General features: G+C 65.8%; 18 protein-coding genes. 12 read left to right on the forward strand and 6 right to left on the reverse strand.

Going from position 1 to position 26828, the window contains the following annotated elements; genetic code table 11:
• The first annotated feature begins 36 nt into the window (after positions 1-36).
• From C7I55_RS23600 to C7I55_RS23625, 6 genes are all read left to right on the forward strand, one after another.
• Positions 37-654: a ribonuclease D gene (locus C7I55_RS23600; RefSeq protein ID WP_106515493.1), complete on the forward strand. Its 618-nt coding sequence runs from the start codon at positions 37-39 to the stop codon at positions 652-654.
• 17 nt (positions 655-671) lie between these two features.
• A complete protein-coding gene (gene lptC / locus C7I55_RS23605) occupies positions 672-1310 on the forward strand; it encodes an LPS export ABC transporter periplasmic protein LptC (RefSeq protein ID WP_106515494.1) in 639 nt (212 codons plus the stop codon).
• A 5-nt stretch (positions 1311-1315) separates the two neighbouring features.
• Positions 1316-1840 (forward strand): LptA/OstA family protein, encoded by a 525-nt coding sequence (locus C7I55_RS23610; RefSeq protein WP_106515602.1) that lies wholly within the window; start codon positions 1316-1318, stop codon positions 1838-1840.
• 103 nt (positions 1841-1943) lie between these two features.
• Positions 1944-2723, forward strand: coding sequence for an LPS export ABC transporter ATP-binding protein (gene lptB / locus C7I55_RS23615; protein ID WP_106515495.1), 780 nt, complete (start codon positions 1944-1946; stop codon positions 2721-2723).
• A gap of 2 nt (positions 2724-2725) precedes the next feature.
• Positions 2726-4258, forward strand: coding sequence for an RNA polymerase factor sigma-54 (rpoN, locus tag C7I55_RS23620; RefSeq protein ID WP_106515496.1), 1533 nt, complete (start codon positions 2726-2728; stop codon positions 4256-4258).
• A 1-nt stretch (position 4259) separates the two neighbouring features.
• Complete coding sequence (locus C7I55_RS23625) at positions 4260-5048, forward strand: NTP transferase domain-containing protein (protein WP_233222385.1); 789 nt, start codon at positions 4260-4262, stop codon at positions 5046-5048.
• 230 nt (positions 5049-5278) lie between these two features.
• On the opposite strand, the gene C7I55_RS23630 is transcribed toward C7I55_RS23625, so the two are convergent.
• Positions 5279-5842 carry an outer membrane protein gene (locus C7I55_RS23630; protein ID WP_106515498.1) on the reverse strand — a complete coding sequence of 188 codons (564 nt, stop codon included), beginning with the start codon at positions 5840-5842 and terminating at the stop codon, positions 5279-5281.
• A gap of 402 nt (positions 5843-6244) precedes the next feature.
• Here C7I55_RS23630 and C7I55_RS23635 point away from each other — a divergent pair, with 402 nt between their 5' ends.
• The 3 genes from C7I55_RS23635 to C7I55_RS23645 all read left to right on the forward strand — a co-directional run bounded on the left by C7I55_RS23635 (position 6245) and on the right by C7I55_RS23645 (position 9924).
• Positions 6245-8530, forward strand: coding sequence for a hybrid sensor histidine kinase/response regulator (locus C7I55_RS23635; protein WP_106515499.1), 2286 nt, complete (start codon positions 6245-6247; stop codon positions 8528-8530).
• Positions 8527-9243, forward strand: coding sequence for a response regulator (locus C7I55_RS23640; protein WP_106515500.1), 717 nt, complete (start codon positions 8527-8529; stop codon positions 9241-9243). The genes C7I55_RS23635 and C7I55_RS23640 overlap by 4 nt, the downstream gene beginning before the upstream one ends.
• A gap of 123 nt (positions 9244-9366) precedes the next feature.
• On the forward strand, positions 9367-9924 hold the full coding sequence (locus C7I55_RS23645; protein WP_106515501.1) for a hypothetical protein: 558 nt from the start codon (positions 9367-9369) through the stop codon (positions 9922-9924).
• A gap of 6 nt (positions 9925-9930) precedes the next feature.
• Here the strand turns inward: C7I55_RS23645 and C7I55_RS23650 are convergent, their stop codons facing one another.
• A complete protein-coding gene (locus tag C7I55_RS23650; protein ID WP_158266559.1) occupies positions 9931-11172 on the reverse strand; it encodes an FAD-dependent oxidoreductase in 1242 nt (413 codons plus the stop codon).
• Between the two features lie 184 nt (positions 11173-11356).
• Between C7I55_RS23650 and C7I55_RS23655 the strand changes: the two genes are divergently transcribed.
• Positions 11357-13765 (forward strand): TonB-dependent receptor, encoded by a 2409-nt coding sequence (locus C7I55_RS23655; protein ID WP_106515503.1) that lies wholly within the window; start codon positions 11357-11359, stop codon positions 13763-13765.
• 18 nt (positions 13766-13783) lie between these two features.
• Here C7I55_RS23655 and C7I55_RS23660 read toward each other — a convergent pair whose 3' ends face one another.
• Positions 13784-15757: a glycoside hydrolase family 97 protein gene (locus C7I55_RS23660; protein ID WP_106515504.1), complete on the reverse strand. Its 1974-nt coding sequence runs from the start codon at positions 15755-15757 to the stop codon at positions 13784-13786.
• Positions 15758-15798: 41 nt separating this feature from the next.
• On the reverse strand, positions 15799-19209 hold the full coding sequence (locus C7I55_RS23665) for a glycosyl hydrolase 2 galactose-binding domain-containing protein (RefSeq protein WP_106515505.1): 3411 nt from the start codon (positions 19207-19209) through the stop codon (positions 15799-15801).
• A 112-nt stretch (positions 19210-19321) separates the two neighbouring features.
• On the opposite strand from C7I55_RS23665, the gene C7I55_RS23670 reads away from it, so the two are divergent.
• Both C7I55_RS23670 and C7I55_RS23675 read left to right on the forward strand, forming a co-directional pair.
• Positions 19322-20659, forward strand: a complete 1338-nt coding sequence (locus tag C7I55_RS23670) for a sugar porter family MFS transporter (RefSeq protein WP_106515506.1) — start codon at positions 19322-19324, stop codon at positions 20657-20659.
• Between the two features lie 93 nt (positions 20660-20752).
• A complete protein-coding gene (locus tag C7I55_RS23675) occupies positions 20753-21970 on the forward strand; it encodes an ROK family transcriptional regulator (RefSeq protein WP_106515507.1) in 1218 nt (405 codons plus the stop codon).
• 3 nt (positions 21971-21973) lie between these two features.
• Here the strand turns inward: C7I55_RS23675 and C7I55_RS23680 are convergent, their stop codons facing one another.
• Entirely contained in the window at positions 21974-23491 is a 1518-nt protein-coding gene (locus C7I55_RS23680; protein WP_106515508.1) for a tryptophan halogenase family protein, read from the reverse strand.
• A 94-nt stretch (positions 23492-23585) separates the two neighbouring features.
• On the reverse strand, positions 23586-26648 hold the full coding sequence (locus C7I55_RS23685) for a TonB-dependent receptor (protein ID WP_106515509.1): 3063 nt from the start codon (positions 26646-26648) through the stop codon (positions 23586-23588).
• Positions 26649-26828 lie beyond the last annotated feature (180 nt).

A 26828-nucleotide genomic window follows, 5' to 3' on the forward strand; every position in this document is an offset into this window, starting at 1 on the left:
ATTGAGCCGGGGCCGGCTTGCGCCTAAGTCGGCCCCATGGCTGTTCATTTCCACGAAGAAGATCTTCCCGCAGGCGTTCTCGCCGACGGGCCCGTTGCCGTCGATACCGAAGCGATGGGGCTGCACCCCGGTCGCGACCGACTGTGCGTCGTCCAGATTTCCGATGGCGGCGGCGACGAGCATCTCGTCCGCTTCGGCCCGAAGAGCGATTATTCGGCGCCGAACCTCAAGGCGGTCCTCGCCGATCCCGATCGGCTGAAGCTCTACCATTTCGCGCGTTTCGATCTCGCGATCATGGAGGCTTATCTCGGAGTTACCGCCGGCCCGGTCTATTGCACCAAGACGGCCTCGCGCCTGATCCGCACCTATACAGACCGTCATGGCCTGAAGGAGCTGGTCCGCGAGCTGCTCGGCACCGAAATTTCCAAGCAGCAGCAATCGTCCGACTGGGGTGCGCCCGAGCTGTCCGACGCACAAAAGGAATATGCGGCGTCGGACGTTCGCTATCTCCACCAGCTGCGCGAGAAGCTCGACGAGCGGCTGGAGCGCGAAGGCCGGGCGGCGCTGGCCCGGGCCTGTTTCGATTTCCTTCCCCACCGCGCGCGCCTCGATCTCGCCGGCTGGCCGGAAATCGACATTTTCGCGCACGTCTGACGGATCGAGGCGGAACGATGCCGGAGGCCGGCGATCAGGTGAAAGTGGTGAAGCGGAGCTGGGCTGCGCCCGGCGGGCTGCACGACGTCCTGGTCAAGGCCCTGAAGGTCCTGCTTCCGGCCGGGATCGGCGTGCTCCTCGCCTATCTGCTGCTGTCGCCGCTCAGCAAGGATCGCGAGATCAGCTTCCTGCTCGACAAGAACAAGGTCGACGTCGCCGGTGAGCGGCTGAAGGTCCAGAGCGCGCAATATCGCGGGCAGGATGATCAGGGGCGGCCGTTCACGATCAACGCCAAGCGCGCGCTGCAGGCGAGCTCGAAGGATCCGTTCGTCGACATCGACGGCATGTCGGCCGGCATCCAGCTCAGCGACGGGCCCGCCCGGATCGCCGCGCCCAAGGCACGCTACAATATGGATGCGCAGAAGGTCGACGTGCTGGGGCCGATTCTGGTGACCGCCGCCGACGGCTATCGCCTGGAGACTCGCGACGTCCGCGTCGATCTCAACCAGCACAAGGTGGAGAGCAATCGCGGCGTCGAAGGGCAGATGCCGCTCGGTCGCTTCACGGCGGCGGAGATGCAGGCCGATCTGCCCTCGCGCACCGTCGTCCTGAAGGGCAGGGCGCGCTTGCATATCGTTCAAGGGGGGCTCAGATGACCGGCATGAAGACCTTCCTTCTTGCCTTCGGCGCGACCGCCGCCGCTTTGATCGCGTTCGCACCCGCCGCAAGCCAGACGTCGGCGCTGAAAGGTCACAACAGCAACGCGCCGGTCGACGTCGCCGCCGATCGCATCGAGGTGCAGGACCGCGCCGACCGTGCGGTCTTCTCCGGCAACGTCGTCGTCAGGCAGGCGGAGCTGACCCTCACCGCACCGCGCCTCACCGTCGCCTATTCGAACAGCGGCGGGATCGAGATCGATCGCATCGACGGGAGCGGCGGCGTGACCGTCAAGAGCCCGTCGGAGACGGCGTCCGGCCAGTTCGCGATCTACGATATCGAAAGCCGACTGATCACCCTGATCGGGAACGTCCACCTCATCCGCGGGGACAGCAACGTCAATGGTGGCCGACTGGTCATCAACCTGCGCGACGGTACCGCTGTCATGGACGGAGGGGCGCCCGCCGGAGTAAAATCGCAAGGGGGGCGCGTCACCGGCACCTTCACCGTCCCACAGCGACGCGACTGAACCACGCTCCACCCGAAAAGCGCTATGGTCGAGGCGGGGCGGACGCCTTGGCGGTTGAGACGGAGCCGGGAGTGGCTTAAGTCAGCCAGACACACAGGAACCTATGAACGACGCTAGCTTGATCGAACGACCGGAAGGCTCCGCTTTTGCGGCCGATCCGTCGCGCGGCCTGTCCGTGGTCTCGATCGCCAAGAGCTACGATCGCAAGATCGTGCTGAAGGACGTGTCGCTCGGCGTCGATCGCGGCGAGGTGGTCGGCCTGCTCGGCCCCAACGGCGCCGGCAAGACCACCTGCTTCTATTCGGTAATGGGCCTGGTGCGCCCCGACAGCGGCCGCATCATCCTCGACGGTCAGGACATTACCGGCCTGCCGATGTACCGCCGCGCGATCCTCGGCCTCGGCTATCTGCCGCAGGAAACATCGATCTTCCGTGGCCTCACCGTCGCCCAGAACATCATGGCGGTGCTCGAGGTTGCCGAGAAGGACAAGGTGCAGCGGCGCGCACGGCTCGAGCAATTGCTCGAGGAATTTCACATCGGCCACCTCCGCGACGCGCCGGCGATGGCGCTTTCGGGCGGCGAACGCCGGCGCTGCGAAATTGCGCGAGCGCTTGCCGCCAATCCGTCGATCATGCTGCTCGACGAGCCGTTCGCCGGCATCGATCCGATCTCGATCTCCGACATTCGCGATTTGGTGAAGGAGCTCAAGAAGCGCGACATCGGCGTGCTGATCACCGATCACAATGTCCGCGAGACGCTCGACATCGTCGACCGTGCCTGCATCATCTATGACGGCCAGGTGCTGTTCGCCGGCAGCCCCGAGGCGCTTGTCGCCGATCCCAACGTGCGCCGCCTCTATCTCGGCGAGAGTTTCGAGCTTTAGCGATGGCGCTCGGGCCGCGCCTCGATCTCAGGCAAAGCCAATCGCTGGTGATGACCCCCCAGCTGCAGCAGGCCATTCGCCTGCTGGCGCTGTCCAACCTGGAGATCGAGAGCTTCATCGCCGAGGAGCTCGACAAGAATCCCCTGCTAGAGAGCGCCGGAGCCGCGGAGGACGGGCCCGACACGTCCGAAGCCGCCGAAGCGCCGGTGGGCGAACGCGACGAGCCCGCTACCGTGGACGAGCTGGTCGTCTCCGGTTCCGGCGAGAGCGCGCTCGATCTCGACGTCAACGACGAGAATCTGCATCAGGACAGCTCGGCCGACCGCGTCGGCATGGATGGCGGCCTCGGCCTGGACGGGATCGGCGGCGGCTCGGGTGAAATCGGCGAAGGTCCGGATTTCGACAGCTTCGCCGGCGCCGACCTGTCGCTCCATGAGCATCTCGTCGCCCAGGCGGGCGAGCGCCTGTCCGGCGGCGACCTGCTGATCGCGCAGGCGATCATCGAGCAGATCGAGGAAACCGGCTATTTCTTCGCCTCCCTGCTCGACATCGCTCATCGTCTCGGCGCGCCGCTCGGCGACGTCGAGCGGGTGCTCGGAATCGTCCAGACCTTCGATCCGCCCGGGGTCGCCGCCCGATCCCTGTCCGAATGCCTTGCGCTGCAAGCCAGGGACGCCGACCGCTACGATCCGGCGATGGCGCGCCTGATCGACAATCTGGATTACCTCGCCAAGGGGAATCTCGGCGCGTTGCGGCGCATTTGCAGCGTGGACGACGAGGATCTGAGCGACATGATCCGGGAGCTTCGCGCCTACGATCCTAAGCCGGGCTGCCGGTTCGGCCACGGCGACCGCGTCGAGGGCGTCGTTCCGGACGTCTTCGTTGGACGGCGCGGCGGCAGCTGGGCCGTCGAGCTCAACAGCAGCACCTTGCCGCGGCTGCTCGTCAACCGTGCTTATTATCTCGAGCTTTCGGACGGGGCGCAGGATCGGCAGTCCAAAGCGTGGCTTTCGGAATGCCTGGCGAGCGCGAACTGGCTGATGAAGGCGCTCGATCAGCGCGCGCGCACGATCATCAAGGTGGCGAGCGAGATCGTGAAGCACCAGGACGGGTTCTTCCGCCATGGCGTCGCCCATTTGAGGCCGCTGACCCTCCGGGCCGTCGCCGAGGCGATCGGGATGCACGAATCGACGGTCAGCCGGGTCACCTCGAACAAATATCTGTCCTGCGACCGCGGCCTGTTCGAGCTCAAATATTTCTTCACCAGCGGCATCCAGAGCGCCGATGGCGGCGATGCCGTGTCCGCCGAAGCCGTCAAAAGCCATTTGAAGGCACTGATCGCGGCCGAGAGCGCGGGCTCGATCCTCTCGGACGACCAGCTCGTCGAGCTGCTTCGCGCCAAGGGCTTCGACATCGCCCGGCGCACGGTCGCCAAATATCGTGAGGCGCTTGGCATCGGCTCGTCGGTGCAGCGCCGCCGCCAGAAGGCGCTCGGTGGTACCGACCGTCCGCCGCAAGCGAGCGGCTGGCGCTGAGGTGACTCCCGGCATTCTCGTTCTCGCCGGGCGGCGTTCGTCGACCCTGGATCCGCTCGCGGCCACGATGGGGGTGAGCCACAAGGCGCTGGTGCCGGTGCGCGGCGAGGCGATGGTCGGACGCGTGCTCCGCATTGCCGCGGAGACGTTTCCGGACGCACCTCTGTTCGTCTCCATCGAGGATTTCTCGGTCATCTCCGAGGAGCCGACGGTGAAGTGGCTGCACGAGGCGGGGCGGCTGACGATGGTCGAGGCGCAGCACCATATCGTCGACAGTATCGTCGCGGCGAGCGAGCGCACCGGGTTTCCGCTGCTCATCACCACCGCCGACAATGTCCTGATGACCCCCGAAGGGCTGCGCGCGATGGTCGCGGCGGGATTGGAGGGCGATGCGGACGCGGTCGTCATGCTTGCCGAGCGCGCCGACATCATGGCGGCGCATCCTGACGGGCAGCGCCGCTTCTACCGCTTTCGCGGCGGGGCCTATTCCAATTGCAACCTGTTCTGGCTCGGCAGCCCTCGCGCGCTCAACGCCACCGAAAGCTTTCGCTACGGCGGCCAATTCGCCAAGCGCAAGAAGGATGCGGTGCGCGCGCTCGGGCTCACGGCCCTGTTCCTCTACCTTTCGCGGCTGGTGACGATCGAGGGGATGTTCCGGCATTTCTCGCGGCGCTTCCGGGTCCGCCTGACGCCGCTGGTCGTCGCCGACGGGCGCCTTGCCATTGACGTCGACAACGAGCGGACCCACCGCGTCGCGGAAGAAATTCTGGATCGGGAAGCAAACGCCTGAGCTGATCATCGTCAGATTCCGGACGAGGAGCGGCGACGATAAGCGGCGCGAGAACTGCCACGGGGCGGTGGCACCGGTCGCCGGGATGACGGCCGCAGCGGCCACCCGTCGGCGCGCCGGTTCGAGGGTTCCAGAAAGCGGCTCCGGCGAGGGGACGTTCGCCGGAGCCGCAGGGACCCGCTCGGGTGCGGGAAGAGGTTGCGCCGGGGCGTGACGCCCGGCGCAACGATTCAGAACTTCACGCCGACCCCGAGCAGAACCTGGTGGCGGGTGACGTCCGCTTCGTAGTTCGAATAGCGATACTCGACCTTGCCGTAGAGCTTCTCGCCGAAGCCATGCTGATAACCGGCGCCGAGGCGGAAACCGTCGAGATTGGCGCCGTCGCTGGTCGTGACGCCGCCCGGCGTGGTGTAGGCGAACTTGAAGCGCGCATTGGTGTAGCCGGCAAGGGCATAAAGCGTACCCTGATCGCCGACCTTGTAGCCGACGCGGAGCGCGGCGGCGAGATCGCGGCCGGCATCCAGGCAGGCGCGGTCGTTGGCGAGGACGACATCGGTCTCGCATTCGTCGACGCTGCTGAGATCGGCGCTGAGATCCAGGCCGATCGTGGCGCGCTCGCCGACCGGAAGATCGTAGCCGAGGCCGATCCCGTAGACGATTCCGCTCTCGCCCTGATCGTCGGCCGAAACATTGTCCCAGCCGCCGTGGATCTCCGCGCGTATGCCTTCGGCGCAGGCCGGGCTGGCAATCATGACTGCGGTGGTGGCGGCGAGAACGACAAGATACTTCTTCACGATAAACTCCCTTGAGCGCCCGCGACCTTCCGGCCGGCGGTGCGTCCCCGTGTATGTGTGTGTGGTTCGAAGCGCGGCCGGCGCCCGTGGGCGGCCCGGCCGCTCCGCTCAGCCGCCGGTGCCGAGGCTGAGGGCCGTCAGCGTGCCGCTGAGAACGGTTGCACTGCAGCCGAGGGCGGCCGCGGCAACCAGGAGGAGGCGAAGGCTCGCCTTCTGGTAAACGTACATGGTCTTCTCCGTGTGACGCAGCCTTGCCGGCTGGTGGCGCTCCTCTGGCGGGCGCCTGTTGCAGCAAAATGCCGCGCCAGGAGCTTTTGTGTTTCGAATGTTACACTTGGTGCTGCCTCGGGAGGCGGAGCATGCTATAGGCCGGGACGCGAATGCTTCTTGGGGGAGAAGTCAGTGAATCGGGACGGCGAGTTGCCGTGCGCCCTGGCGACGGTAATCGAATCTTCTTTGAACGCCATCGTGATGATCGATGCGCGGGGCATGATCCATGCCTTCAATCCCGCTGCCGTAGCGGCATTCGGCTACTCGACGGACGAGATGCTTGGGCGCAACATCACCAGCTTCATCGTTCCCGATCCCGATCGCGCCGACGAGCAGGACCAGCTCCTCCACTTCATTCAGGACGAAAGCAGCGTCCCGGGAGCGATTCGCGCCCATGTCGAGGGCAAGGTGAAGGCGGGCGGCACCTTGCCGCTCGAAGTCACGATCACCGGCCTCGAGATCGGCGGCGCCAAGCGGTTCATCTGCACCTTGCGCGATCTTTCGCCCGAACAATCGCACGACGAGGCCCTGCTCGAATCCCGCCGGCGGCTGGAGCTCGCGGTCGAAGGGGCGAAGCTCGGCACCTGGACGTTCGAACTCGCCACCCAGAAGACCTGGTATTCCGACCGATCGAAGCAGATGTACGGCCTGCCGCCCGAAACCGAGATGACCAACGAGGTCATTCAGGCGGCGGTGTTGCCGGAATATTGGGACGAGGTCTCCGACCCCTATCTGAATGGCTTCCGTGACCGCGATCGCGTGGAAGCGGAATATCGCGTCCGCTGCCCGAACGGATCGATCCGCTGGATCTATTCGCTCGGCGCGGCGATCCGGGACGAGGACGGCAACGCGATCTCGGTGCATGGCATCCATCTCGACATCACCGACCGCAAGGATGCCGAGGAGGCGCTGGAGCGCACCCGCGATCAGCTGGAGATGGCGGTCGAGGGCGCCGAGCTCGGCATCTGGACGGTCGACCCGCGCAACGGCGACACCTGGTATTCCGATCGGTCGCGCGATCTGTGGGGCGTCGGGCGGGAGCTCAACCTCAACGCCCGGATGATGCGGCAATATATCCATCCCGACGATTGGGACGTCGTGCTGACGCCCTACCGCGATGATTTCCCGAACGATGCCGTCAATTTCGAACATCGCCTGGTGTGGCCCAACGGCGACGTGAAGTGGGTACAATCGATCGGCCGGGCGATCCGCGGCGAGGACGGCATCGTCCACACGCTGAGCGGGATCCACCTCGACATCACCGATCGCAAGCGCAACGAGGTCGAACTGGCGCGGTCACGCGAGGCACTCCACCAGTCGGAGAAACTCGCCGCGCTCGGATCGCTGCTTGCGGGCGTCAGTCACGAGCTCAACAATCCGCTCGCCGCGATCGTCGGCCAGGCCGAGATGCTGGAGGAGGACAGCCGCGGCACCATCTTCGAAACCCGCGCCACGAAGATCAGCGCAGCCGCAGACCGGTGCGCGCGCATCGTCCAGACCTTCCTTGCCATGGCCCGCCGCCGCGAGCCGCAGCGTAATCCGGTCGATCCGAACGATCTCGTCTCCGCGGCGCTGCAGCTTGCCGAATATGGATTGCGGACCGGTGGAGTCACCGCGTCGCTCGAATGCGAGCCCGATCTGCCCCCGATCCTCGGCGACCGCGACCAGCTCCACCAGGTGCTCGTCAACCTGATCATCAACGCCCAGCAGGCGCTCGAAGAAGGCGAGGTGCTCGACAAGCGCCTCGTCATCCGCACCCGATCGAACGGCGGCGGACGGATCGTCATCGACATCATCGACAACGGCCCCGGCGTGCCGGCGGACCTTGCCGGTCGCATCTTCGAGCCGTTCTTCACCACCAAGCCGCAGGGCTCCGGAACCGGCGTCGGCCTGTCTTTCTCGCACGGCATCGTCGAAGCCCATGGCGGCACGCTCAAGGTGCTGCCGAGCCCCCGCGGCGCGACCTTCCGGATCGAGCTGCCGGCCTCCGATCCGCCGCCGCAGCAGGGTGTCGCCGAGCCTGCCGCGCCGGCCTATGCGGTTGCCGAGGTCCGCCGCACGGCTCTGGTCGTCGATGACGAGGCCGATATCGCCGAGACGATCCGCGAATTGCTCGAGCGCGAAGGCTTCGACGTCACCGTCGTGTCCGACGGGGCGGCGGCGCTCATGGCGCTCGACCATGGCGAGTTCGACATCGTCCTCTCCGATCTGCGCATGCCGGGCGTCAGCGGCCCTGAAATGTTCGAGCGCTTGCGCGAAATCCGGCCGCAGCTGCTGTCGCGGATCGCGTTCGTGACGGGCGATACGCTCGGCGCCTCGATGGACGAGTTCCTGCGGACAAGCGGCCGACCCGTGCTGGAGAAGCCGTTCACGCGTGCCGGGGTCCGCTGCCTCGTCACGGCGCTGGCCGACGCATGAGCGGCCCGGCGCATATCGTCGTCGTCGACGACGACGAGGACGTCCGTTCGACCGTTGCCGAATATCTTCGGCGCAACGGCCTGTCCGTCAGCGAAGCGGAGGGCGGCGCTGCGCTGCGCGAGATCATGGGCGTGCGGCCGATCGATCTCGCTCTGCTCGACATCAACATGCCCGGCGACGACGGCCTCACGCTGGCGCGCGAGATCCGGGCGTCGGGCGAAGCCGGGATCATCATGCTCACCGCCAAGAGCGACGATGTCGACCGGATCATCGGACTGGAGATCGGCGCGGACGACTATGTCACCAAGCCGTTCAATCCGCGCGAATTGCTCGCCCGTGTACGGTCCGTGCTGCGCCGCGCCAACCGCAGCGGCGAGGCGCCCGCGACGATGGGGCGCGAGATCCAGATGGGCAAATGCAGGCTCAATCTCGATGCCCGCAAGCTTTTCGAGGCGGACGGGACCGAAGTGCCGCTGACCGCGATGGAATTCGATCTGCTCAAATGCTTCGCCGAGCATCCGCGGCGCGTGCTCAGCCGCGACCAGTTGCTCGATCTCGCCCACAGCAAGGAGATGGAGGCGTTCGATCGTTCGATCGATACGCGAATCACGCGCATCCGCCGCAAGGTGGAGGTCGACCCGTCCAAGCCGGAATGCCTGAAGACGGTGCGCGGCGCCGGTTACGTCTTCAACCCGGAGTGCGGCCTGCCCTGATTTCGAGACGCTGGAGCGCAGGGCGTCCACTTTAGCCCGGCAGCGGCTGCAACAAATGGCCGCGGGGTCTGTTGTGCGATCAAACGGGATTTGATGTGGGTGGGGCCTGTAAAGGAGCCCAGCATGTTCCGGCATTTGATTGCTGCTTTTCTCCTCGCGGCCCCCACCGGAGCTGCGCTGGCGCAAGGCGAAGACACGGGTGATTGGGCGCTTGCCGCGATGCCCAATGGCTGCATGGTGCAGGCGACGTCGCCGCAAGGCACGATGCTGTCCATCTGGGGCTTTGCGGGCGAGGACAAGCTCGCCTTCCTGCTTCAGAATCGTGAGTGGAACGCGCTGCGCGACGGCGCCCATTACGATCTCAAGCTCGAATTCCTCGGCGTGCGCTCGCTGCCGGTGAACGCCACCGCGCGCCGCGAGATCGATCAGGACGGGCCCGGCTTCTTCTTCACGGTCGAACCCGGCGGCAGCACCGGCAACGGTTTTCTCGACGCTTTCTCGACCGCCGACGGGATGCGGATCAGCCAGGGCGGAGAGAGCGTCGACACCTTGCCGCTGGACGGCGGGCATCTCGCCATGGCCGCGCTCGCCAATTGCCTGGCCGATCGCTGGTCCGAGACCGGCCAGGTCGCAGCGGCGCCCGAAGAAGAGGACGCCAGCCCGGCGGGCCTCACGATCTGATCCACTTCAGTGAACGGCCCGCGCTTTGTGGTCGCCCTTGCTGGCGAGTGAGAAGCGCGGTTCGCGGGGCGCGTGCTCGTGCAGCAAGAGGGATGCCGCGTGGCGCCCGACCGCCGGGCCGTGCTTGAAGCCGTGGCCCGATCCTGCGCCAACGAGGAGCAGATTCGGGCGATCGGGATGGAAGTCGATCAGCAGGTCGCCATTGGCGCTGTTTTCATATTGGCAGACCCGTGCCTCGCTGACTGGCGCGCCGCGGAGCGCAGGAAAGCGGCGCTCCAGGAAGGTGCGGACATTGGCCAGTGCGGCCGCGGACGGGATGCGGTCGCCGCCGTCCGGATCCATGCGCGGCCCGTGGCGGTCATGGGCGATCTTGATTCCGCGCCCTTCCAGATCCGGGAAGCCGTAGAAGATGTCGCCTTCGTTGAAGTCCGCCCAGTTGGGGAAACGGCCGACGGTGAAGCGATCTTCGCCCGCGGGAGGCGCGAAGAAGAAGACTTCCTGCCGTGTCGGGAAGATGCGGGTGCCGAGAAGATCGGGAAACAGCCTGGGCAGCCACGGCCCGCAGGCGAAGACGAAGTGTGGCGCCTCGAGCGTCTCGCCGGCGCTGGTGGTGATTCGTGCCAGCAGCCCCGTGCCCGCATCCGGCGGTGCGATCGCCGCGCGGCGATAGGCTCCGCCGGCGGCGACGAACTCGGCCGCGAGCGTCTCGACCGATCGCCGCGCCATCAGCGCGCCGAATTCGGGTTCGTAGAGGCCGATCTCGACGCCGGTGAAGTCGATCTGCGGGAAACGGCGCGCCATCGCCTTGTTGTCGAGCAACTCGGTGGGGAGCTTCAGCCGGCGATGCACCTCCATCGTCTTCACCGCATACTCCTCCATCCGCGGGAAGAAGAAGAGCACGCCGCTGCGGTGAAACAGCGGCAGTTCCGCGCGCGCCGACAAAGCCCGCCACTCCGCAAGCGAGTCCCAGGCCATCCGCGTATAGACTTCGTCGGCGCCGTAGCTGCCGCGGGTCATCCTCGATTCCCCGCCGGATGAGGCACGCACGTGCCCGGGCGCCCAGGCGTCGACCAGCATCACCCTGCGTCCTGCCGCCTGCAGGGCGTGCGCCGTCCACACCCCGAACACGCCCGCCCCGACCACGATGACGTCCGCAGTCGATCTTTGGCTCAAAGCGGGCGCCCCGAGCGCGCAGCCGAGCGTGGCGACGCCCGCGCCAAGCGTATCCCGGCGGGTAAGTTCGGCCACAATGGCTGCTCCTCGACGACAAGGCCCGGCGCGACCATCCCGGTCGGCATGATCGAAGTCAACGCTGTCATGTTACAATCTTGCAACAGTCAGTGACCAAACTGCCAGATTTGCTGCATCGCAGCTTGTTCCAAGTAATCGTTGCGGATTACCCGTGGCCCACCAGAACAGGGAGAGATGGGTGATGGCGTATAGGATCCCGCTCGGCGTCGTTCGTAGATCGTTTCTGTTTGCAACTACTTCTCTGTCGGCCTTCCTCGTCTTTGCCGGACCAGCGCAGGCGCAAACCGGGGCGGGCGGAACCGTTGCCGAGGAAGAGCAGGAGATCATCGTTACCGCGACCAAGCGCGAGCAGACCCTTCTCGAAGTTCCGTTCTCGATCAATGCCCAGACGGAGGAAGATATCCGCCGTTCGGGCGCGATGACGATCGAGGATCTGTCCCGCAACGTCGCCGGCCTCGCCGTGCAGAATCTGGGGCCCGGTCAAAGCCAGGTTTCGGTCCGCGGCGTTTCCGCCGGACAGGTCGTGCGCGATCAGCCGGGCGTGAAGGAGCAGGTCGGCGTTTATCTGGACGAATCCGTGATCTCGCTGTCGCTGTTCACGCCCGATCTGGATCTGTTCGATCTCAACCGCGTCGAGACCTTGCGCGGCCCGCAGGGCACCCTGTTCGGATCGGGCTCGGTCGGCGGCACCATCCGCTACATCACCAACCAGCCGAGCCTCGACCGCGTCGAAGCGTCGTTCGAAGCCAATGCCAATCTCGTCGACGGCGATTCTCTCGGCGGTCACCTCAAGGGCATGGTCAACGGCCCGATCGGCGAGAACCTGGCGGTGCGCGCGGTCGCCTACTCGACCCGCTACGGCGGCTTCGTCAACGCGCGGCAGGAAGGCGGCGGTGTCGATGAGGACGTCAATACGGGGCAGCGTACCGGCGGCCGCCTCGCCTTGCTGTTCGAACCCTCGGCTGGCATCCGGATCACGCCGCGGGTTGTCTACCAGGTCACCGAGGCGCAAGGGTTCAACCGGCAGGAGGTCTACAATCTCTTCGCCAACCCGTTCACGACCACGCGTCCCGCCGTCACTTTCGACGAGCGCGAGCAATTCCTGCTGCTGCCGGAACGCTTCCGCGATCGCACCTTCCTCGCCGATCTGACCGCAAGCGCCGATCTCGGCCCGGTCGTGCTGACCTCGGTCACCAGCTGGATCGATCGCTCGATCCTGGTCAGCCGCGATGCCAGCGCGCTCAGCGGCAGCGTTTCCGTCGATCTCGGCTTCCCGACCGCGGCCGTATCGCTTCCGTCCAACCTTCGGGACAACACGGAGCTCGAGCAATTCACCCAGGAGATCCGTCTCTCCTCGGGCGGAACCGGTCCGTTCCAATGGGTGCTCGGCGGTTTCTATTCGAGCATCGACCGCCAATATGATCAACGGCTGCCGACTCCCGGCTATGATGCGGCGACCGATGCCACGCTTGGCGCCGGCACCGCGGTTTCGGTCCGCAACGGCTTCCCGGCCGACAGCCCCTACAATAGCTCGCTTCCCTACGACATCACCCAGAAGGCCGTGTTCGGAGAGGCGACCTACGATTTCGGTCGCTTCGAGCTGACGGCGGGCGGTCGCTATTATGATTTCAAGGAGGAGCGCAGCTTCCGGTCGGGCGGACTCTTCGCGAACGGAGACAATCGTACGGACGAGACCAGCTCGAGCGGCTTCACCCCGCGCGTCCTGCTGAACTTCGAAGCGAGCGAGGACATCCGGATCAACCTTCAGGCCTCCAAGGGCTTCCGTCTCGGCGGCGTCAACGATCCGCTGAACCTCCCGCTCTGCTCGCCCGAGGACGAGACGATCTTCGGCGGCTTCCAGGATTATGACGACGAAACCCTGTGGAACTACGAAGCCGGGGTGAAGGGCGATTTCGGGCCGATCAGCTTCAACGTCGCAGGCTTCTACACCGACATCAGCAACCTTCAGGTGACGCTCGACGCCGGCTCCTGCTCGTCGCGAATCGTCTTCAACGTCCCGGAGGCGCACACGATGGGCGTCGAGGTCGAGCTGTCGGCACGGCCGGTCCGCGGCCTCGACGTGTCGCTGATCGCCAGCCTGCTCGAAGCCGAATTTGACTCGACGGTGCTGAGCGGCGCCGGCGACGTGATCGGCGGGATCGAGGAAGGCAATCGACTGCCGAGCGTTCCCAAGTTCCAGATGGCGGCGAGCTCCACCTACAGCTTCCCGCTCGACGAAAGCGGCACCGAAGGTTTCGTGTCGGGATCCTTCCAGCATGTCGGCAGCCGCTACACCCAGCCCAGCGACCAGGTCGACAATCCCCGCACCTTCCGATCGGGTCTTCCGTTCGGCGGGGCGACCGGAGCCGAAGCGACGATCGTCGATCTGAAGCTTCCCGCCTACGAGCTCATCAACATCAGCGCCGGCGTCGAGTGGGATAACGGCACCAGCATCACCGCCTACGTGCACAATCTGCTCGACGAGAATCCGTTGCTGTCGTTCGACCGCGAGCGCGGCGGACGGGCGCGGCTCGGCTTCAACATCGGCCAGCCCCGTACCTACGGGGTCACCCTGCGCAAGACCTTCTGAACCCCGGATCGGTGCCGCTTACTCCGCCTTGAAGCGGAGGGCGGCGCCGCCGGAGGCCGCGAGCTGAAGGGTGATCGGCTGGCGCGCGCCGCGGCCGACCGATGTCCGATCGACCTTAAGCTCGGTCGGAACATCGCCATCGGCCCAGGACGTGAGCGCGAACCGCCCGCCGCCGAGGAAATCGAGCGGCAGGGTCACGGTCCGTGCCTGCTCGTTGGTCATCGCACCGACATACCAGTCCCTGCCCTTGCGCCGCGCAACGACGACATATTCGCCGATCTCCCCTGCGATGGCGCGGGTCTCGTCCCAGGTGACCGGCACGTCGGAGATGAAGTCGAGCCCGGGTTCGCCGCGATAGGCATCGGGCGTATCGGCGACAACCGAGAAGGGGCTTTCATAGACGACGTACATGGCCAGTGCCTGGCCACGTGTGGTCTGGACGAAGGGCGGCGCGTTGCGGATCGTGAATTCTTCGGGCCGAACGTTGCGGAATCCGCCCGGCGTATAGTCCATCGGGCCGAGCAGCTGGCGGGTGAAGGCGAGGGTGACATTGTGCCGCGCCGTTACCCGGCGGCTCCACTTGTTATATTCCGCGCCCATCACCCCTTCCTGAGTGAGGTAATGGGGGTAGGTGCGCGCAAGCCCGGTCGGATGATAGGCGCCGTGCAGATTGACCATCAGCTTGTGCTTGGCAGCGCCGCGCAGCAGGCGGTGATACCAGTCGACCATCGCCTGGTCGTCGCGGTCCATGAAATCGACCTTGATGCCCTTGATGCCGAGCTTCTCGTAGAGGGCGAGCGCCTCGTCCATCTGAGCGTCGAGCGCTTTCCAGTTGAGCCACAGCCACAGCCCGACGCCGCGCTTGCGGCCATAGTCCACCAGCTCGGGGAGGTTGATCTCCGGGATCGACCGCGTGACGTCGACGCCGGGGCGGACGAGACCGCCGCCGCCGGCACCCATGTACCAGCCCTCATCGATCAGCATGTATTCGAGGCCGGATGCGGCAGCAAAATCGATGAAACGCTTCACCGTCTCGTCATTGGTGCCCGCAGTCTGGACTCCGGCGAGGGTCGGACCATTCCACCAGTCCCAGGCCGACTTGCCGGGCTTGATCCACGACGTGTCGAAATCCGGATCCGGATTGAGGCTGGTGATCAAGTTGGACTGGAGCAGCCTTGCCGGCGCATCGGCGAGCATCACCACCCGCCACGGCGAGACCGTCTCGGATCCGATCCGGGTGCGCACCGCAACCAGCGGATCGTCGAGCCGCGGCGACAGCTTCACCTGGGTCCCGACGCCGCCATCGCCGCGCCCCTGCAGGTACATTCCGGCATAGTTTCTGAGGTTCGCCTCGGCCAGCGCGAACGTGGTACCGCCTTCGCCCGTGCTGCAGACGAACGGCGCGTCGTAGAGATTGTGCTCGCGCAGCGACGAGGCCCGCACCGGATCGAATTCGCCCTCATGACTCGATCCGTATCTGCCGAGATTGAGGCCCCAGCATTGGTAGTCGCGCGGGAAATCGAAGCGCGTCATTTCGCCGGCAATGTCGGTGCCGGCGGTCTGCGGCTGCACCGGCAACACGTAGCGGAAGGCGGCGCCGTCGTCATAGGCGCGGAAGACGATGCGGAGCGTGCGCCCGGGCGCGCCGGCATCACCCTCTCGGAAATCGACCGAGAGTTCGTTGAATTGATCCGCGACGTCGCGGGCCTTGCCGGCGGTGAGCGTGTAGCGGCGGTTCACAGTCTGCCGCGTGGAGCCGGTCACGGCGAGGCCGTAGGAAAGGCGGCCGCCTTTGACCAGATCCAGGCCGAGCCCCGACGGCGCGAGCACCGGCTTGCCGTCGAACGAGACTGCGTAGGTCGGCTGCCGCTCGGGGCTGGTGCCGACGACGATCTCCACGCGGCCGCTGGGCGAGGCGAGCCGCAGATCGGCGGCAAGCGCCGGCGTCGCCGCCGAAGCCAGGAAAGCAGCAAGAACGACGCTCTTCTTCATCTGTGACTCCGCCTGCTTCGTACCCGGAAGGGTGCCGCTCGTTATTGCCCCGTCCGCACCGTCTGTGGAACCACGTTCCAGCCGCGCAAGGTCAGGCCAGCCGGCGCGGTGACCGTGGCGGGATAGCGGATCGTGATCGTCTTGCTCTCGCCGGGCAGCAAGGCCACATAATTGTCGCTGTAGAATGCGGGCAGGATCCGCTCGCCCTTGGGATCTACCAGGGTAAGCTTGGCGTTGAGCGCCGGGATGCCGGTGCGGTTGGTCAGCGTTGCAGTGACCACGCGATCGCTGCCGACGACATCGCCCGCCGCCGCAGTCAGCCCGAGTGCGGCCGGAGCGAGGTTGTTGAGTGCGCGGTAGGCGGCAATGTCCTTGCCCCGCCAGTAGAAATTCTCGGACACGAGCTGCCCGCCGCCATCGACGAGGCGCAACGACACCAGAGCGACTCCGTTCTGGACGAGCAGCGGATCGAGCGGGATTGCCGGCAGCCTGGTCGCCCGGTTCGCCTTCGCATCGACCTTGTCGCTACGTGTGAACAGCTCGCGATTGTCGAGGCCGACGACGCGCGTCGTCGCGGTCAGGCCAGGGCGATCCTCCCGGGTGGTGTTGAGCACGACCAAAGCGTTGTCGGGCAGGTTGAGCTGGACGTGGAGCGGCTCGGTCGCCTTCTTGGCCCCGTAGTAAGCGGCATGGGTGTCGTAATCCCAGCTGTAGATCTGCCACGCGTTCGAGGGCCAGGCGGGATGGGTCATCCACAGCAGGCGGCCGCTATTCTTGGTCCACAGATGGCCGAGGAAGCCCTCGTACATCGCCTTGTGGGTCTCGAGGTTCATCATCTGCGCCTTGCGCTCGAAATCCTCGAGGCTGGTCGCCTGTCCGAACATCGTGTCCAGCGTCTGCATGAACGTCTTGGTGTCGCCATTCCCGGCGAAATGCCAGTCGTGGTAAGCAAGCGTGTCGCTCAGCGGCCAGAGATCCGCCTGCGGCACGGTGCTCTTCACCGATTCGAGGGTCGAAAGCGACGGCGTACCGGTCTCGACCGAGAAGCCGGTGGCGAGATCGGTGAAATAGCCGACCGGCGGCCGGTAATTGTAAGGCCCGGAGCCCTGCAGGTTGACGACGTTCGAGCTGCCGGTGAACCAGCGGGTGCCGTCGAGCGCTGCGACGGTGTCGTCCAGCCCCTCGTTCAGCATCGGGTAGGGCACGCCCTCGTTGCGGCCGAACCAGAGAATGATCGACGGGTGGTTGCGATAGCGGGACACCGTGTCGCGGGCATTGGCGAGGAACAGCTGCGGATCCTGCGGCTCGACCTGGAAATTCTGGGTCGATTGCCAGAAATCGTTCATCACCATCATGCCGTATTCGTCGGCGAGATCGTAGAATTGCGGCTCGGTGTTGGTGCCCATCCAGTTGCGGATGATGTTCATGTTCGCCTCCTTCTGGAGACGGAAATAGGGTTCGAGCCGCTCGCGCGGGACGCGCTTCATCGCATCGTCCATGCCCCAATTCCCGCCGCGCGCGGCGATCTTGACGCCGTTGATGCGGATGGCGAGGTGCGGCTCCGGAAGTGTCTCGGCGATGTCGGTGACGCCGCGTGATTTCTCCCCGGCCGGCGTCAGCGATTCGGCAAAACCGCGGGGGCTCTGCTTGATCCCTTCATGGGTGACGTCGATCAATTTCTCGCCGGCAAGCTTGCCGTCGGTGGTCTGCACGTTGACCCGGCGCAGCCGGCCCTTGCTGTCGAACAGCGACAGATCGTAGCTGACCTCTCGGATGCCGAAGCGGACGTCCTTGCTGTCGGAGGCGGTACCGCCGTCGAGCGCCGTCACCCGCAGCACGTGCAAAGCCGGATCGCCATAGCCGTTCGGCCACCACAATTTCGGGTTGCTGACCCGCAGCGCCGGGAATTCGGCGGGCGTGAAGCGGACGCTCGACTCTCCGGCCGGCGCGGTGATCGTCTTCTCCACTACGACGTCGTCGAACGCGGCGCGCACCGTCACCGGCCGCGGCGCGCCGCCTTCGTTGCGGACCGGCACCTCGATATACAGGTCGGCGCTGTCGGTGCGCGGCAGCGGAAGATCGGTGACGACCTGGGGATCGAGGATGCGCACGGCACCATGCGCCTGGAGCTCGACCGGGAGCCAGATGCCGGTGTTGCGATCACGGATGCCGGGGATCCAGTCCCAGCCTTCGGTGGCGACGAAGGTCGGGCCGTCGATCGCCATCTGGCCGCCATTCTCACCGACGCCGCCCTTGATCGATTGTTCGTGCGGGATCCCGGGATGGGGCGGCGGCGACACCCGGACGGCGACCACATTCTCGCCGGCGGCGGGCGTGATGTCGAACTGGCCGCGGATGAAGGCGCCGACGGTGCCGCCGAGCTTGCGTCCGTTCAGCCAGACTTCGGAGGCGTAGTTGATGCCGTTGAACACCAAGGTCAGCCGCTTGCCGGCGGCCTCGGGCGGGATCGCGAAGCTGGTGCGGTACCAATAATCCTGACGCGACAGGCTTTCCGGGATCGCCAAGTTGTTGAGCCCGTAATAGGGATCCGGATAGACTCCGCGGTCGACAAGCGTCGTCAGCACCGTCCCCGGCACCGTCGCCGCATGCCATTTGCGGGCATCGAAGCGCGCGGTCGAAAGCTGGGCGCCGTCCGCCTTGACGTCGGGTGCGGCGGCGAGTCGCCAGCCGTTCACCTGCCAGCGATCGTCGGCGATGCGCTCGATCACCGGCTGCGCATCGATGGGCTTGGCGACCGGCCGGGTGGTTCCACCCTTACCCTGCGGCAGGGTCCAGGGATCCTGCTGCCGCCACAAGCCTGTATTGGCCTGCTTCTGCCACTCCCAGCCGACGCCGACCTTCCACATCTGCACGAGATCGAAATCGGGGCGGGCGCGGATGTCCGCGGCAATTGCGGCGGCGCTCAGCGCGTTGTCGTGAAGCGTCGCGCCGACCAAGCTCCCACCGAAATGCGGCTCGCCCTCGATCGGCGGCGCGACCGCGAAGCGGGCGGCGATCGCCGGCTGCGGCAGCGGCCCCGAGGCGACCCGCCGTCCGCCGACGTACAGGGACACGATGCGTCCGTCCGACGAAGCGGCGACATGGGTCCAGCGGCCGGCGGCGATCACGGCGCCCGAGGACAAGGTCCGCCCGCCGCTGCGGAAGGCGAGCCGACCGTCGTCGATCACCAGGCAGCGGCAGTCGTCGCCGGCGCCGGCGGCGAGCAGGACGATGCGGCCCTTGCGCTCCGCATCCGGCCGAACCCAGCTCGACAGGCCGAATGGACGCTCCGTGCCAAGCATCGCGTCGGCGCCCTTGAGCTCGCGCTCGACCCCGATGCCACCCTGGAGAATGCTGACGTTGAAGGGGCCGCCATTGTCCGGAATGGCGGCGGGCGCTGCGCTCGCCAGGGCCAGTGCTGCGATCGATGTCCCGATTTGAAGCGTGCGCATTGTCTCTCCCCTTGCCGGCTTCCCGCTTTTTGCAGGCTACGCCATCCTAACCCCTTCCCCATAAGGCGGGGATATGATTAAATACAACAAATTTAGAAAATAGGGGAGGGGCATGACGCAGGCAAACCTGCCATATAATCGAGCCGCGATCGTGGCTGCCGCGCTGGCCGGCTTGCTGTTCGGCTTCGACACCGCTGTCATCGCCGGCACCACGAGCGCGCTGCGCGACGCATTCGCACTGTCTCCCTCCGGCCTCGGTGCGGTGGTCTCCGCCGCTTTGTGGGGCACCTTGATCGGCGCGCTTGGCGCAGGGATTCCCGGTGATCGCTTCGGCAGCCGTGCCGTACTCGGCTGGATCGCATTGCTCTACATCCTCTCCGCAGTCGGCTCGGCACTGAGCTGGAACCTCGAATCCCTGTTCTTCTTCCGCTTCCTCGGCGGCCTCGCGATCGGCGGCTCCTCGGTGCTGGCGCCCGTCTACATTTCAGAGATCAGCCCGGCGGAGCGCCGCGGCCGGCTGGTCGGCCTCTTCCAGCTCAACATCGTCATCGGCATCCTCGCCGCCTACCTCAGCAATTTCCTCGTCGCCCAGGTGCTTGCCGATCCTGAGGCATGGCGCGCCAAGTTCGCGGTCGCGGCGGTGCCGTCGGTGATCCTGCTGCTTGCCTTGCTCCGTATCCCCCAGAGCCCGCGCTGGCTGCTGGAGCGGGGCCGGCGCGACGAGGCGCTGGCGGCGATCGCCCGACTCCGCATGGGTGAGCCTGAGAGCGTCGCCGCCGAGTTCGAGCAATCGCGTCCCGAGACCGGGTCGCGGTTGACATGGAGCGCCTATCGAAAGCCGATCCTGCTCGCGCTCACCATCGCCGCGTTCAACCAGCTCTCCGGGATCAACGCGATCCTCTATTATCTGAACGATATCTTTCGGGCGGCAGGGTTCAGCGCGCTGTCCGCGGATGTGCAGGCGGTGGCAATCGGGCTCGCCAATCTCGCCGCGACGATGCTCGGCCTCAGCCTGATCGACCGGGTCGGGCGCAAGCCGTTGCTGATGACCGGCGCGGCCGGCACCTGCGCGGCGCTCGCCGGGGTCGCCGCAATCTATGCGATCGGCCGCGGCGAGTTTCTGCTGCTGCCGATGCTGATCCTGTTCATCCTCTTCTTCGCTCTGTCGCAAGGCGCCGTGATCTGGGTCTACCTGTCGGAGATCTTCCCGACGCCGGTGCGCGCGCGCGGCCAGGCCCTGGGCAGCGCCACCCATTGGGTGATGAACGCGATCATCTCCTTTGCTTTTCCCGTGATCGCAGCGCACACTCTCGCCTTGCCCTTCTGGGTCTTCGCGGCCGCGATGGCGTTGCAATTCGTCGTCGTCTGGCGCTTCTTTCCGGAGACCCGCTCGGTGGCGCTGGAACGGATGGACAGCGTCATGGGCCGGTCCGATGCCACGTCGCCCTGAGTATGGCGCAGGGCAGGCGTCCGGCCTCTGTTCCCGTGTGCAACCCGCCCGTGACCCACTCACCATCATCGCCGAGACGAGGATAGGAGACGCGTGAAGACGTCGAAACAAAAGGTAAGGCTCTCCGGCACCAATTTGGAGCGGGCGGCCGATCACAACCAGCGGGTCACCCTGCACGCCATCCGGGTGAACGGGGAGCTGACTCGCGTCGATCTCGCCAACATCACCGGGCTCACCCCGCCGGCGATCGCCAACATCACCCGGCGTTTGCTGGGCGAAGGGCTGATCGAGGAATCAGGGCAGCTTCGCGGCGGCCGCGGGCAGCCGGCGACCAAGTTCGTGGTGGCGCGCGATGCCTGCTACTCGATCGGGGTGAACATCGATCGTGATCACATCACCATCGTGATCGTGAATTTCGCCGGAGAGACGGTGGCAAGGCTGTCGCGCGAAGTGCCGTTCGCCCTGCCCGGAGAAGTGCGAGACATGTACCGCGGCTCGATCGAGCGGATGATCGCCGATGCCGGTATCGACGCGAGCCGCCTCGTGGGCATCGGCGTCGCCATACCAGACGATCTGGGGCGCATCGACCTGCCGGGCCGATCGCCGGACTATTCGCAATGGGACGACGCCAATCTCCCGGCGCTGTTCGCGGAGCCGCTCAATCTGCCCGTCTTCACGGAGAATGACGCAGCCGCCGCCGCGATGGGCGAAATGCAATTGGGCTTGGGCCAGTTCCACTCGAGCTTCTTCTACATCCTCGTTTCGTCGGCGCTCGGCGGCGGTCTTGTGATCGATGGAAATTACTTCCGCGGCGCCGACGGACGCAGCGGCGAACTTGGCTTCCTGCTTGCCGACGACGGCAAGGGCGGGCTCGAGCAGATCCAGCAGAGCGTCTCGCTTTCCGGCCTCGCGGTGCCGCTCGAGGCGGCGGGCTTCCGCCTCGCCGAGATGATGGGCGAGAGCGCGTCGGCCGAGGTCGATGCGGTGGTCGAACGGTGGATGGATCTTGCCGCCGAGCGGCTGACGGGCGCGCTCGCGGCGGTCAATTGCCTGATCAACCCGGCGGCGATCCTGATCGGCGGGCGGCTCCCCAGGCGCTATGTCGAAGCGCTCGCGGCGCGTTGCCAGGCTCGGCTCCAGCGCTGCGCCACCAATGCGCCGACGCTTGCGCCGATCCTCCGCGCGGCACTTTCCGAAGACGCGCCGGCGGTCGGCGGCGCAATCCTTCCGTTCAGCCACTTCCTGCTGCCGCGCAGCGGCACATTGTGGAAGGAGCCCGATACTGCCGGAAAGGGGCGCCGCGCTGCGTAGCGCTCAGTCGACGATCGAGCGGTGCGGCACGCCCAGCTTTACCGTGCCCGCGATCGCCTGACGCATGCGCGCGAACGTATCGCGCAGCTCCTCGGTGCTGAACTGATCGGCGAGGAGGTTGTAGCGGCCGGGGAGGTCGCCAAATCCTGCATAGAGGCTGAGCCAGCTCGGATCCTGGAACGTTTCCCATTCGTAGCGGACGAAGGCGCCCTGGGCGCGCCAGGCGTCGAGCTTCGCCTGCAGACTCTCCGGCAGATCCAGGGCACGCATGCGGTCCCAGAATGGCTCGCCATACCTGCGATTGCCGACATAATGGAGCAGCAGGAAATCGCGGATGCGCTCGAATTCGAGCGTCGACTGGCGATTGTAGGTCGCAGCGAGGCGCGGATCACAGCCACGCTCGGGGAAGAGCTGCACCAGCCGTTCGAGCCCGGACTGGATGAGCGTGATGCTGGTCGATTCCAGCGGCTCCAGGAATCCGCCGGACAGACCGATGGCGACGACGTTGCGGCGCCATGTCTCGGCGCGATGGCCGGCGGTGAATCGGAGCCGGTTCGCCTCGGTGACGGGAGATCCTTCGAGCCGGTCGCGGAGTGCCGCTTCGGCATCGTCGTCGCCGAGGTGATCGGAGCTGTAGACATAGCCGTTGCCGATCCGGTGGCGGAGCGGGATGTGCCATTGCCACCCCGCTTCCCGAGCCGTCGCCGTGGTCACCGGCTTGTGCGGCTGCGCCTCGGCACAGCCGATCGCCACCGCCCGGTCGCAGGGAAGCCAGTGGCGCCAGTCGACGAACGGCACGTCCTGGGCGCCGGCGATCAGCAGGCCGCGAAAGCCCGAGCAATCGATCCACAGGTCGCCCTCGACGCGCGCACCGCCGGCGAGCACCACGGCGGTGACGTCGCCGCGTTCCGGATGCTGCTCCACACGTTCGATCAGGCCGTCGATGTGGCGGACCTTGTTGGCGAGTGACAGCCGCCGCAGCATCGCAGCGAATCTCGAGGCGTCGAAATGGAGCGCGAAGTTGAAGATGCCGAGATCGCTGGTCGGACGGTCCGGCGGCGAGAGGAACAGGCCCTGCTCCGCCAGTTGCGTGCACAGGCAATAGTCGGCGAGCGGCAGCGCGTCGCCTGCGGCGCGCAGCTTCAGCCAATAATGATGAAAGGCGACGCCGCGAGCCGGCACGCCGTAGAGGCCGAACGGGTGGAAGAAATCATGGCCCACTTCTGCCCAGTCGGCGAAGCGGATTCCGAGTTTGACGGTACCTTCGGTCTCGCGAAGAACGTCCATCTCGCCGAGCGCCACCGCGGACAGGAAGTCGCGGATCGCGGGAACGGTCGCCTCGCCGACCCCGATCGTGCCGATCTGGGCGCTGTCGACCACCGTGATCGTGATCGGCAGGTGACGAAGCTTGTTCGCCAGAAAGGCGGCGGACATCCACCCGGCGGTGCCGCCGCCGACGATAACGATCGAGCGGATCGGGCCGTCCGGTCCGTCGCCTTCGTTCTGTGCCCGATTGCTCATCCGCACCCTCTCCCGTTGGCGCTCCTCCCAGAAAAAGCCCCTCCGCGCCAGTGGCGGGGAGGGGCAAGGAGGATGTCGTTCGAGCCTGTCGCTGTTAGAAGCGGGCGCGGACGCCCGCGGTGAAGCGCCGCTCGTAGATATTGTCCCAAAGGGCCTGATCCGGGAAGGTCAGGTAGTAACGCTCATATTCCCCGGTCAGGTTGGACGCCTGGCCGTAGAGGGTGACATGATCGTTGACGTCGAACGCGATCGAGGCGTCGAGGTAGCTGGTCGGCCGCTGGTAGACGGCGAGGCCGCTGATCCCGCCGTAATCGGACGCATTCAGCCGCTTCGAGCGATAATTGTACGCGATGCGCGCCTGCAGCGGGCCCTGTTCGTACCACAAGGCCGCGTTCACCTGATGCTTCGAATTGTCCTGGAACGGCTGCTTGTTGCCGGCCAGATCGACGCGCCCGGTGTCACCGAGCGAGAGGGTGTAGTTGGCATCAATGCCGAAGCCGCCCAGAAACCCGCCAACGCCATAGTCGGTAAGCGACTGACGCGCCGAAACTTCGATGCCCTTCAGCGATCCGCCGGCCCCCTGGACGACCGTGTTGATCGGCACGGGGCGCCGGATCACCCCGTCATTGTCCGGGATGTCGTTGCGAACGATCGTCGCGTTCTCGATGAAGCTGTCGACGCTCAGATGGAAGGCGCCGACTGCGATCAGGCTCGAGCGGCCAGTATACAGTTCCAGGCTCGCTTCGACGTTGTCGGAACGCCACGGTTCGAGCGCCGGGTTGCCACGCGAGTTGCCGCCCTGCGCCGCGAAGATCGGCGGATTGGTGGTCGTGTCGATCGCATAGTTGATGTTGAGACCGCCACCCCATTGCAGGAAGTCGAGCAGGGTCATCGTTTTCGCATAGGCGACGCGGAAGCGGAGCTTGCTGCTGAGATCCAGCGACGCGTTGAAGGCCGGCAGGAAGTCGGTGAAGCTGCGCTTGGTGACCACGTCACCGGCATCGACCCCGGAGACGCCATAAGGCTGGGGGGCGCCGACGATGTTCTGGCGGACATCGAACTTGGTGTTGACGACGCGCACGCCGCCATTTGCACGGAACGGCAGGCCGAACACCTCGCCCTCGCCATCGACCTGGACGTAGCCGGAGGTCTGGCGCAGCTCCATGCTGAACGAATCCGCCGGGTTCACAAGGTTGATGCTGCCCGGATAGAATTCGTTCTGAAACGCTTCCGAATTGTCCATCTGCTTGGGATCGAGCACCCACAAGGTCGGGGCACCCTTTGCCGGCAGCGCATATTGCTTGAGGCGGCCGTTGAAGATCGCATCATTGGCAAGACGCGTGTAGCCGGCGGTGTAGGCATTGCCGGCGGCATCGCGCACGCTGCAGTTCGGATCGGTGAGGTTGACGTCGAACGCCTTCCACTTGACCAGGCAGCCTGCGGCGGGATTGCCGGGATTGTCGGTGTTGCCGGCATAGAAAGGCGACACGCGGTCAAAGGTGAACTGCTCGACGCTGCGCTCGCCGTAGCGGCCGCCGAACTTCACCGAAAAGCCTGTGCCCAGCTCCCATTCTGCGTCGCCGCGGACCGCCCACAGATCGCCATTGCGATAGACGTTGTTTTCGGACGAGATCGTCTTCAGGCCATAGCGAGAGATGTCCTGGGTCTGGGTAAGGAAGGCCTGCGGAAAGCCGAAATTTACCGTGCCGCTCGAATAATCGACCGTCGCTGGCTGGCTGTACACCGGATAGCCGCCCGGGTTGAAGCGAACATCCCCGCTCGGGTAGTTGCCGACTCCCGAATAGGCCCATTGGGCGCCGTTCGTCAGGTTGAACTGCAGATAGGACTGATCGCTCTTGCGGCTGGCCTTCCCGTAGAGACCGCGCACCGTCGCCTTCAACGGGCCGCCATTGTCGAACTTCAGCTGCGCGTTGTAGTTCTGCGACTCCGACTTGACGCGGAAGGTTTCCGCGTAGCTGTCGAAATTCGGCATGTCGTAATCATAGGTCTGGACGGTGTTGAGGTTGAACCCGTTGACCACTGCGCCGGTGTCGCGCGACGCCGTCGGCAGGAACGGAGCAGTTTGCCAGTCGACATCCTGGAACTGGAACCCGGCGGTGCGGTCATATTGAGTCTGCTTCGTGTAGAAGCCGTCCGCAGTGAAGGTCAGCGCATCGTTGATCTGGAACTGCAGCGAGCCGTTCAGGCCAAGGCGCTCACGGCTGGTGATCCGGTTCCAGGCCGTGTGCGACTGCGGGGTAACGAAGGCGTCGTTCGCATCGCCGTCGCCGTTGACGTCATAGCCGATAATGGCTCCGTTCCGGAGCACCGGGGTGCCCCGGCTGACGCCGCCATTGCCGACGGCGAAATCACCCGGATTGGTCGCGCTGCCGCCTTCGTTGCGAAGCGCGACGCCATAATCCTGAATCCCACGAAAGCTGTTGGACAGATCGACCTTGCTGTACGCGCCGGAGATCAGGATTCCGAAACGGCCGCCATTATACGCGACCAGCGCGTTGGCAGACGGATTCCACTTCTCGGTCTTGTCGCCGTAAAGCGCCTCGATGCTGCCGGCGGCCGTAAGCCCCTGCTTCAGATCGAACGGACGGCGGGTCAGCAGGTCGACGGTGCCCGACAGACCGGCCTGCTGCAGCGAAGCGGTCGGCGACTTGAACACGGTTGCGCCCGCGAACAGTTGCGACGGAACGTCGTTGAAGTTCGGCTGGACCGTCGTGACGGAGTTGGCGCCGAGGAATTCCTCGCCGTTGAGCAAGGTCGTCACCTGCGGCAGGCCGCGGATGTTGATTGCGCCGCCTTCGCCCGCCTCGCGGCGCACCTGCACGCCGGGAATGCGCTGCAGCGAGTCCGAGATGGTGACGTCCGGGAGCTTGCCGATGTCCTCGGCGCTGATCGCGTCGACGACGCTGTCGGCGTTGCGCTTGACGTTGATCGCGCGCGCCTGCGACGCGCGGATGCCGGTGACGACGATCTCTTCGCCGGACACCGCTGGATCCTCGCTGGTCGTGTCACCCTGGTCGCCGCCGACCGGATCGGCCGTCGTTTGCGCCTCTTGCGCAGCCGCATAGCCCGGTGCCATCAGCGCCGCGGCCGACGCAGCCACCAGGAGCCCGGAACGCAAATTCCCCTTAACCCTCATCAACCTTCTCCCATCATGCGGTTCCACGCCGCTTGGCCTCGGCAAAGCGCCGGTAATTAAAGCAATTCCATTTATTAATTATGCGTTGGCTAAGTCAAGCTCCAACGCCGAGCTGTGCAGTATACTATTCCCGGGGTTGACGGCCGACGTTGGCCACGTTTCGAGTTCGCCGATCTGCGG

This window comes from Allosphingosinicella deserti, from assembly GCF_003012735.1.
Taxonomy (GTDB): domain Bacteria; phylum Pseudomonadota; class Alphaproteobacteria; order Sphingomonadales; family Sphingomonadaceae; genus Allosphingosinicella; species Allosphingosinicella deserti.

Coding starts and splice junctions, on each gene's coding strand:
- C7I55_RS23600 (WP_106515493.1), top strand. CDS start 37: ATGGCTGTTCATTTCCACGAAGAAGATCTTCCCGCAGGCGTTCTCGCC.
- lptC (WP_106515494.1), top strand. CDS start 672: ATGCCGGAGGCCGGCGATCAGGTGAAAGTGGTGAAGCGGAGCTGGGCT.
- C7I55_RS23610 (WP_106515602.1), top strand. CDS start 1,316: ATGAAGACCTTCCTTCTTGCCTTCGGCGCGACCGCCGCCGCTTTGATC.
- lptB (WP_106515495.1), top strand. CDS start 1,944: ATGAACGACGCTAGCTTGATCGAACGACCGGAAGGCTCCGCTTTTGCG.
- rpoN (WP_106515496.1), top strand. CDS start 2,726: ATGGCGCTCGGGCCGCGCCTCGATCTCAGGCAAAGCCAATCGCTGGTG.
- C7I55_RS23640 (WP_106515500.1), top strand. CDS start 8,527: ATGAGCGGCCCGGCGCATATCGTCGTCGTCGACGACGACGAGGACGTC.
- C7I55_RS23645 (WP_106515501.1), top strand. CDS start 9,367: ATGTTCCGGCATTTGATTGCTGCTTTTCTCCTCGCGGCCCCCACCGGA.
- C7I55_RS23655 (WP_106515503.1), top strand. CDS start 11,357: ATGGCGTATAGGATCCCGCTCGGCGTCGTTCGTAGATCGTTTCTGTTT.
- C7I55_RS23660 (WP_106515504.1), bottom strand. CDS start 15,757: ATGAAGAAGAGCGTCGTTCTTGCTGCTTTCCTGGCTTCGGCGGCGACG.
- C7I55_RS23665 (WP_106515505.1), bottom strand. CDS start 19,209: ATGCGCACGCTTCAAATCGGGACATCGATCGCAGCACTGGCCCTGGCG.
- C7I55_RS23670 (WP_106515506.1), top strand. CDS start 19,322: ATGACGCAGGCAAACCTGCCATATAATCGAGCCGCGATCGTGGCTGCC.
- C7I55_RS23680 (WP_106515508.1), bottom strand. CDS start 23,491: ATGAGCAATCGGGCACAGAACGAAGGCGACGGACCGGACGGCCCGATC.
- C7I55_RS23685 (WP_106515509.1), bottom strand. CDS start 26,648: ATGAGGGTTAAGGGGAATTTGCGTTCCGGGCTCCTGGTGGCTGCGTCG.